At 62.2% G+C, this 9,104-nt stretch carries 7 protein-coding genes; 4 read left to right on the forward strand and 3 right to left on the reverse strand.

What is annotated here, in order from left to right; all coding sequences use genetic code 11:
- Positions 1–58 precede the first annotated feature (58 nt).
- From der to BLQ55_RS24385, 4 genes are all read left to right on the forward strand, one after another.
- A complete protein-coding gene (der, locus tag BLQ55_RS24370; protein WP_053118638.1) occupies positions 59–1,531 on the forward strand; it encodes a ribosome biogenesis GTPase Der in 1,473 nt (490 codons plus the stop codon).
- Between the two features lie 235 nt (positions 1,532–1,766).
- Complete coding sequence (locus tag BLQ55_RS24375) at positions 1,767–2,915, forward strand: pyridoxal phosphate-dependent aminotransferase (RefSeq protein ID WP_092202354.1); 1,149 nt, start codon at positions 1,767–1,769, stop codon at positions 2,913–2,915.
- Positions 2,903–3,697 (forward strand): amidohydrolase, encoded by a 795-nt coding sequence (locus BLQ55_RS24380; protein WP_092257683.1) that lies wholly within the window; start codon positions 2,903–2,905, stop codon positions 3,695–3,697. Before BLQ55_RS24375 ends, BLQ55_RS24380 begins: the two co-directional genes overlap by 13 nt.
- Positions 3,698–3,760: 63 nt before the next feature.
- Positions 3,761–4,174: a hypothetical protein gene (locus tag BLQ55_RS24385; RefSeq protein ID WP_092257667.1), complete on the forward strand. Its 414-nt coding sequence runs from the start codon at positions 3,761–3,763 to the stop codon at positions 4,172–4,174.
- Positions 4,175–4,361: 187 nt separating this feature from the next.
- Here BLQ55_RS24385 and leuA read toward each other — a convergent pair whose 3' ends face one another.
- The 3 genes from leuA to xseA form a co-directional block, all read right to left on the reverse strand.
- On the reverse strand, positions 4,362–6,041 hold the full coding sequence (gene leuA / locus BLQ55_RS24390; protein WP_060739084.1) for a 2-isopropylmalate synthase: 1,680 nt from the start codon (positions 6,039–6,041) through the stop codon (positions 4,362–4,364).
- Positions 6,042–6,503: 462 nt separating this feature from the next.
- The gene (locus tag BLQ55_RS24400) at positions 6,504–7,325 is read right to left on the reverse strand and encodes a peptidoglycan DD-metalloendopeptidase family protein (RefSeq protein ID WP_092257669.1); all 822 of its coding nucleotides are present in this window, start codon (positions 7,323–7,325) and stop codon (positions 6,504–6,506) included.
- 3 nt (positions 7,326–7,328) lie between these two features.
- A complete protein-coding gene (gene xseA / locus BLQ55_RS24405) occupies positions 7,329–8,708 on the reverse strand; it encodes an exodeoxyribonuclease VII large subunit (protein ID WP_092202346.1) in 1,380 nt (459 codons plus the stop codon).
- Positions 8,709–9,104: the final 396 nt, after the last annotated feature.

Raw genomic sequence — 9,104 nt, forward strand, 5'->3', positions numbered from 1 at the left:
CCAGCCGCTGCCTCGCAGCGGCTTTTGTATTTTCTGAAATAACGAAGTGGAGAGCCGCATGGTTCCCGTAATCGCCCTGGTGGGCCGACCGAACGTCGGCAAGTCCACCTTGTTCAACCGCCTGACCAGGACTCGCGACGCCATTGTCGGCGACTTGTCCGGTCTGACCCGTGATCGCCAATACGGTGAGGCCAAGTGGCAAGGGCGTACCTATATTCTGGTCGACACCGGCGGCATCTCCGGTGATGAACATGGCATGGACGAAAAAATGGCCGAGCAGTCGCTGCTCGCCATTGAAGAAGCCGATGTGGTGCTGTTCCTGGTAGACGCCAAGGCGGGCTTTACCGCCGCCGACCAGATGATCGCCGAGCATTTGCGCAAGCGTAACAAGCGTTCCTACGTGGTCGCCAACAAGGTCGACAACATCGACCCGGACATGGCCCGCGCCGAGTTCGCACCGTTGGGCATGGGCCAGGCGATCCCGATCGCCGGCGCCCACGGTCGTGGCATCACCCAGATGCTGGAAATCGCCCTGGAGAGTTTCCCCAAGGACGACGCGGAAGAGCCGGAAGAGGGCGAGGAAGAGATCGTTGCCGAGGGCGAGGAAGCCAAGCGCATTCCGGGCCCGAGCGAAAAAGACGGGATCAAGATCGCGATCATCGGCCGCCCCAACGTGGGCAAGTCGACGCTGGTCAACCGCATGCTCGGTGAAGACCGGGTCATCGTCTACGACCAGCCTGGCACCACCCGTGACAGCATCTACATTCCCTTCGAGCGTAACGAAGAGAAGTACACGCTGATCGACACCGCCGGTGTGCGCAAGCGCGGCAAGATCCACGAAGAAGTTGAAAAGTTCTCCGTGGTCAAGACCTTGCAGGCGATCAAAGACGCCAACGTGGTGATCTTCGTGATGGACGCCCGCGAAGGCGTGGTCGATCACGACCTGAACCTGCTGGGCTTCGCCCTGGAAGCCGGGCGTGCGCTGGTCATCGCGATCAACAAGTGGGACGGCATGACGCCGAGCGAGCGGGATTTCGTCAAGGTGGAGTTGCAGCGCCGGCTGTTCTTCGTCGACTTCGCCGACATCCACTTCATCTCGGCCCTGCACGGCACGGGCGTGGGCAACCTCTACGCTTCGGTGCAGAACTCGTTCAAGTCGGCGGTCACCCGCTGGCCGACCAACCGCCTGACCCAGATCCTCGAAGATGCGGTAGGCGAGCACGCGCCACCGATGGTCAACAACCGTCGGATCAAGCTGCGCTACGCCCACTTGGGCGGTGCCAACCCGCCGATTATCGTGATCCACGGTAACCAGATCGAGAAGGTGCCCAAGTCGTACGTCCGTTACCTGGAAAACACCTACCGTCGCGTCCTGAAGCTGGTCGGCACGCCGATCCGCATCGAGTTCAAGGGCGGCGAGAACCCGTACGAAGGCAACAAGAACACGCTCACCGACCGCCAGGTCAACAAGAAGCGCCGCTTGATGTCGCACCACAAGAAGGCCGACAAGAAGCGCCGCGACAAGCGCTGATCGATAGTCACCGCAGATCCACTGTGGGAGCGAGCTTGCTCGCGATAGCGGCAGTACATCAACAGGGATGCAGGCTGATCCACCGCCATCGCGAGCAAGCTCGCTCCCACAGGGTATGAGTTGTGTCAGTGTGAGAAGGGTGCCCTTTGTGGCACCCTTTTTCATGCCTGGCGATTGGGCTATCCTCGAGCTCTCCCGCGCCGCACCAGAGCCGGGTGCAGAGCAGGGACCTTCCATGATCACCAGCAAGTTGCCGAACGTCGGCATCACGATTTTCACCCAGATGTCCCAGCTCGCCGCGCAGACGGGCGCGCTGAACCTGTCCCAGGGCTTTCCCGATTTCGATGGCCCGCAGGCCCTGCGCGATGCGGTTGGCCGGCACATTGCTCAAGGCCATAACCAGTACTCGCCGATGACCGGCCTGCCGGCGCTGCGCCAGCAGATCGCGGCGAAGATCGCCCGCAGCTACGGCGCCAACGTCGATGCCGATCAAGAGGTCACCGTGACCCCTGGCGCGACCCAGGCGATTTTCTGTGCCATCGCGGCGGTGGTCCACAGCGGTGACGAAGTGATCGTTTTCGATCCGAGCTATGACAGCTACGAGCCTTCCGTTCTCTTGGCCGGTGGGCGCTGCGTGCACGTGCCATTGGGCCTGGATGACTTCGCCATCGACTTCGAGAAGCTCGGCGAAGCCCTGAGCCCGCGCACGCGCATGATCATCCTCAACTCGCCGCACAACCCCAGCGGCGCCCTGATCAGCCGTGCCGAACTCGATCAATTGGCGACACTGATTCGCGGCCGTGACATCTACCTGGTCAGCGATGAGGTCTACGAACACCTGGTGTTCGACGGCGTCGCCCATGCCAGTGTCCTGGCCCACGAAGAACTGTACCGCCGCGCCTTCGTGGTCAGTTCGTTCGGCAAGACCTACCACGTCACCGGCTGGAAAACCGGCTACGTGGTGGCGCCAGCGGCCCTGACGGCAGAGCTGCGCAAGGTGCACCAGTACGTCAGTTTCTGCGGCGTGACGCCGTTGCAGTACGCCCTGGCCGACTACATGGCCGAACATCCGGAACACGTCGACGAACTGCCGGACTTCTACCAGGCCAAGCGCGACCTGTTCTGCGATCTGCTGGCCCCGTCACGGTTCAGCTTCAAGCGTGTGACCGGCACTTATTTCCAGTTGGTGGATTATTCGCGGATTCGCCCGGACCTCAATGACGTCGACATGGCGGTGTGGATGACCCGCGAGCATGGCGTGGCGACGATTCCGATCTCGGTGTTCTACCAGGACCCACCCCAAGGCCAGCGCCTGGTGCGCCTGTGCTTTGCCAAACGCGAGGAGACGCTGCGCGAAGCGGCGGAAAAACTATGCGTGATTTGAGTGCGTTGCCGGACCTCGACATTGCCCTGGTCCAGACCACCCTGGCCTGGCACGACCGCGAGGCCAACCTGGAACATTTCGAAGCGCTGCTCGAGCAGGCGCGCGGGGCGGACCTGATCATCCTTCCGGAAATGTTCACCACGGGTTTTTCCATGGAGTCCGAGACCCTGGCGGAGCCGGAAAACGGCCCCACCAGCCGTTGGCTCAAAAACCTGGCGACGAAACTGGATGCTGTCATCACCGGGAGCGTGATCGTCCAGGCCGGCGACGGCAGCCATCGCAATCGCCTGCTGTGGGCGCGACCGGACGGTGAAGTGCTGCATTACGACAAGCGCCATCTGTTTCGCATGGCCGGCGAGCACAACCACTACACGCCGGGTGAGCGACAGGTACTGTTCGAGCTCAAGGGCTGGCGGATTCGCCCGTTGATTTGCTACGACCTGCGCTTTCCGGTGTGGAGCCGCGATGCCGAGGACACCGACCTGCTGCTGTACACCGCCAACTGGCCCGGAGCGCGGCGTATGCACTGGAATCGGCTGCTGCCGGCCCGGGCGATCGAGAACCTGTGCTACGTGGCGGCGGTCAACCGCGTCGGCACCGACGGCAAGGGCTTCGCCTACACCGGCGACAGCCAGGTGCTGGATTTCCAGGGTGAAACCTTGCTCAGCGCCGGCGACGCGGATGGCGTGTTCACCGTGTGTTTGAATGCGGCGGACCTGGCGGCGTATCGCACGCGGTTTCCGGCGAACCTGGATGCCGATCGCTTCGAATTCACGAATTGAAACGATTCAGCCTCAAGGAACGTTGTTGCGTGCCGATAACCGGTCAGCCAAGGAGAAGTCCCTATGACCAGTATCAGCGCAACCACCGTAAACCCTTATCCATTGTCAGCCCCTAAAGTTTCCATCCGCGGGGCTGAAGAAGAGAAAGCGGTCAGTCCAGTGGCATCGACTGACGCCGACGACAAAGACAAGACACTGCAGGTCGATACCCGCGGCGCGAATGTCGCCGGCGCTCCCGCCAGCGGCGGTGGGGACATTATCGAACAGCTGAAAAAGCAGATCGAGCAGGCCGAAAAACTGCTGGCCCAGCAGCAAGCCCAACTGGCCCGCGTGCAGAAGAGCCAGGCCAATGAAGAGCAGAAGCTCCAGCAAGCCATGGCTATCCAGACCCAGATCATGGGGACCCAGGCGATGCTGCAAACCTTGCGGGCGTCGCTGTTGCAGGCCATGACCGTTTCTGTCGATACCCATGCCTGACTTTGGTTGTCTGACAGGCCGCCATCGCGGGCAAGCTCGCTCCCACAGTGGATCTGTGGCTACCATAAATCCACTGTGGGAGCGAGCTTGCTCGCGATGAGGCCTGTACAGCCAGCACTCAATCATCGGCCAAACAAAAAGGCCCCAGGGTTCAACCCCGGGGCCTTTTTGCATTTCAGCCCAGGAATCAGGCCGCCTTGGCTTCCGGCTGGCTCAGCGAGCGGTTCAGCGCACTGAACAGCGCCTTGAAGCTCGCCGTGGTGATGTTCTCATCGATACCCACGCCATGCACCGCACGCTCGCCGTTGACGCGCAGTTCGATGTAGGCCGCCGCCTTGGCATTGGTGCCGGCGCCGATGGCGTGTTCGTTGTAGTCCATGATCTCCACCGGAATCGGCAGGCCGGCCACCAGCGCTTCCAGGGCGCCGTTGCCCTTGCCGCGCCAGTGCAGGTTGGTCTCGCCCTGGCCCTTGCTCGCCACTTCCACCTCTACGGCGCTGTTGCCGTTCTCTTCCTGCAGGCGATGGCTGACCAGCGCGTACGGGGTGTTGGCTTGCAGGTATTCACGCTGCAGCAGGCCGTGGATCTGCTGGGCGGTCATTTCCAGGCCCAGGCGATCGGTTTCGCGCTGTACCACCTGGCTGAACTCGATCTGCATGCGACGCGGCAGGCTGATGCCGTATTCCTGTTCCAGCAGGTAGGCGATACCGCCTTTGCCCGACTGGCTGTTGACGCGAATCACCGCCTCGTAGCTGCGGCCGATGTCGGCCGGGTCGATCGGCAGGTACGGCACTTCCCACAGGGTATCCGGTTTCTGCTGGGCGAAGCCCTTGCGGATGGCGTCCTGGTGCGAGCCGGAGAACGCGGTGTGGACCAGGTCGCCGACGTACGGATGACGCGGGTGCACCGGGATCTGGTTGCATTCCTCGACCACTTTGCGCACGCCGTCGATGTCGGAGAAGTCCAGCTCCGGGTTGATGCCCTGGGTGTAGAGGTTCAGCGCCACGGTCACCAGGTCGACGTTACCGGTGCGTTCGCCGTTGCCGAACAGGCAGCCTTCGACACGGTCGGCGCCGGCCATCAGGCCCAGCTCGGTGGCGGCCACGCCGGTGCCACGGTCGTTGTGGGTGTGCAGGCTGATGAGCACGCTGTCACGCCGGGTGATGTTGCGGTGGAACCACTCGATCTGGTCGGCGTAGATGTTCGGGGTGGCGACTTCCACGGTAGCGGGCAGGTTGAGAATCACCTTGCGCTCGGGCGTCGGGTTCCAGACTTCGATCACCGCGTCGCAGACTTCCTTGGCGAACTCCAGCTCAGTGGCACTGAAGGTTTCTGGCGAGTATTCGAACTGCCATTGGGTTTCCGGCTGCTGGGCGGCGTATTTGACGAACAGCTTGGCTGCGTTCACCGCGATTTCCTTCACGCCTTCCTTGTCCTGGTTGAACACGATGCGGCGGAATGACGGGCAGGTGGCGTTGTACAGGTGGACGATGGCTTTTTTCGCACCGCGCAGGGATTCGAACGTACGGGCGATCAAGTCTTCACGAGCCTGGGTCAGCACCTGAATGGTGGTGTCGTCCGGGATGTGGCCTTCTTCGATGAGGGTGCGGACGAAGTCGAAGTCGGTCTGGGAAGCGGCCGGGAACGATGCCTCGATTTCCTTCACGCCCACCGCGACCAGGGTTTTCCAGAAACGCAGCTTCTTGACCGCGTCCATCGGCTCGATCAGCGACTGGTTGCCGTCGCGCAGGTCGGAGCTGCACCAGATCGGCGCGGCGGTGATGGTCTTCGATGGCCAGGTGCGATCCGGCAGGTTGATGGTCGGGAAGGCACGGTATTTGGAAGACGGGTCTTTGAGCATGCTCATGGGGAAATCCTTATTGTCGTGGCCGGAAAAAGGCGGCCTGCCGGTGGTTCGAATGGGGTGGCTTGAAGCCTGGACGAGGTGCCGCGATTCAGCCCGGCAGTCGTGCGCTGACGAGGCACAGGCTGCGGTGCTGGCGAAGCTGGATGAGGGTGTGAGAGGTTTTCATGCTCCAACCCTAACCGCGTGAACGGCGGATCGCAAGCAGTCGGAAAAAATTGAGAGAACTTCTGTTTTTGAGCGGGTTTGCGAGATTTAATCGCGCATATTCGAGATGTCGATATTGGAAATTGCGTCGATGTTTTGAGCTTGGCAATTCACGGGCGGTGGCGATGCGGCTGTCGTCATCGCGAGCAAGCTCGCTCCCACAGGGGATCTCTGTGGGTTGCGAGAGATGTATTCACAACAAATCCCGTTGTGGGAGCGAGCTTGCTCGCGATGAGGCCAGTCGCCTCAGCACACATCTCAGGGCTGGAACGCCCCGATGAAAATCGCCGGATCCACCCGCGCATCGTTCAGGCTGATATTCCAGTGCATATGCGGCCCGGTCGCGCGGCCGGTGGCGCCGACCTTGCCCACTACGGTGCCCCGGGCCAGTTGCTGGCCGACCTTCACGTCGATCTTCGACATGTGGCAGAACATGCTGATGAAACCCTGGCCATGGTCGACGAACACCGTGTTGCCATTGAAGAAGTAATTGCCGGTGAGGATTACCTTGCCGGCGGCCGGGGTCTTGATCGGTGTCCCGGCGGGCACGGCGAAGTCCAGGCCGGCATGGGGGTTGCGCTCCTCGCCGTTGAAGAAGCGGCGCACGCCGAACTTGCTCGACAGCGGGCCGTTGACCGGTTTGTCCAGCAGCAGGTTGCTGGGGATGTTCGGACTGAAGCTGCGATAGGCCTTCAGTTGTACCGCCAGCTCGGCGTCGATGCGCTTGAGGTCCGCCGGGTTCGGGTTGACCTGGCGTTTATTCGCCAGGGTGATGTGTTGCTCGGGGTACTTTTTATAGCCGACCACGAACGGCTGGGTGCCGCCGCCACTGCTGATCTGTTGGGTGCCGGGTTGGACAGTCAATGGAATGCCGACAATCGCCAGCCAGTTCTGCTGTTCCTTGACCACCAGCACCGGCTTGCCCTGGTAAGTGGCTTTGGGTGCCTGGGCCGCGCTGCCCAGGTCCACCACGGCCACGCCGCCAGGCACCGGCTTGTTCAACAAGCGAGTGATGTAACTGTCGGCATGGGCATTGAACGTCAGGCACAGCAACAGCAGTGGGGCGAGATAGAGCGGCATGAATCAGTCCAGTAAAGAAAGGGTGACTGGCGTCAGGTGATTGTCTTCGACCCGCACCAGCAGTTCGCCTTCGCCAAGCTTGGCGGTCAGGCGCTGGCCGGTCTGGGTTTGCCCGGCGCTGCGGATCGCATGACCACGTTCGTCGAGCAAGATGCTGTAGCCGCGGCCAAGGGTCGCCAGGGGGCTGACGATGTGCAGCGTCTGCATCTGGTTGTGCAGTTGCACCCGGCGCGCCTTGAGGCCTTCGCGCATGGCCCGGGGCAGGCGTTCGGCGAGGCTGTCCAGGCGCTGGCGCAGCAACGCCAGGTGCCGGCCCGGATGTTGCCCGGCCAGGCGGGTTTCCAGGCGGATCAAGCGTTCACGGCGGGTATTGAGGCTGCGCTCGAAGGCCCGGCGCAGGCGCATGTCCAGGTCGTCGAGGCGCTGGGCTTGCTGGCGCAGGCGTTCACCGGGATGACGCAGGCGCCGGGTGAGGCCTTCGAGGCGCAGTTGATCGCGCATCAGCCGGTCGCGCATGCGCATCACCAACCGGCGATGCAGGCTTTCGACCCGGCGCACCAGGTCGCCGGCATCCGGTGCCAGCAGTTCGGCGGCGGCGGACGGGGTCGGGGCGCGCACGTCGGCGACGAAATCGCTGATGGACACGTCGGTTTCATGGCCGACGGCGCTGACGATTGGCGTGACGCAGGCATCCACCGCCCGGGCCACGGCTTCTTCGTTGAAGCACCATAAGTCTTCCAGCGAACCGCCGCCCCGGGCCAGGATCAGTGCGTCGAAGCCACGGGCATCGGCCAGTTTCAGGGCGCGGACGATTTGCCCGGTGGCTTCACGACCTTGCACGGCGGTGGGAATCAGGGTCAGGGCGATCTGCGGCGCCCGGCGGCGGAACACGCTGATGATGTCGCGGATCACCGCGCCCGTGGGCGAACTGATGATGCCGATGCGTTGTGGGTGGGCCGGCAACGGCACCTTGCGTTCGGCGCTGAACAGGCCCTCGGCGCTGAGTTTTTCCTTCAGGGCATCGAAGGCCAGGCGCAGGGCGCCATCGCCGGCCGGCTCCACGGTGTCGAGGATCAACTGGTAATCGCCCCGGCCTTCGAACAGCGAAACCTTGCCGCGTACTTTCACCGCCAGCCCATCCTTCAAGGCCTGGCGCACCCGCGCGGCGTTCTGCCGGAACAGCGCGCAACGAACTTGGGCACCGCTGTCCTTGAGGGTGAAGTACACATGGCCGGAGGCCGGACGGGCAAGGTTGGAGATTTCGCCCTCGACCCAGATGTTGCTGAACACGTCTTCAAGCAACACCCGCGCACGGCCGTTGAGCTGGCTGACAGTCAGGACCTCGCGGTCCAGGCCCAGTCGGGCAAAGGGATCTTTAATCATGGGCGGCATGATAAGGGCATTCGCTGGTGAATCTCCATGTATGCAAACAAATCGGACCGAGTTGTCTTCATCGCGAGCAAGCTCGCTTGTATGTTTAGACTTGAAGGGGTGGGCGGGACTAAAAGCTCGATTCCGACTCTAGCCAGTACGGACCGTGGGAGACTTCTCGTCCCGCCCTTTCTACCTAAAGCGCCGATAAGGAATTCATCGGCAAGACCGACGATAGAGGCAAGCCAGCGCAAAGGTAGACCCCGACAAGCACCTAAACCCTAGCTCCGAGGATTCGTCATGACAATCCTTACCTCGCAAACGGTTGTTGGCATTGATGTCGCCAAGGCCGAAATAGTTGTTTATCGCTCTGACCTGCAAACCATTGATACCGTCAAGAATGATCGA

This window comes from Pseudomonas sp. NFACC13-1 (genome assembly GCF_900104425.1).
Taxonomy (GTDB): domain Bacteria; phylum Pseudomonadota; class Gammaproteobacteria; order Pseudomonadales; family Pseudomonadaceae; genus Aquipseudomonas; species Aquipseudomonas fluorescens_AA.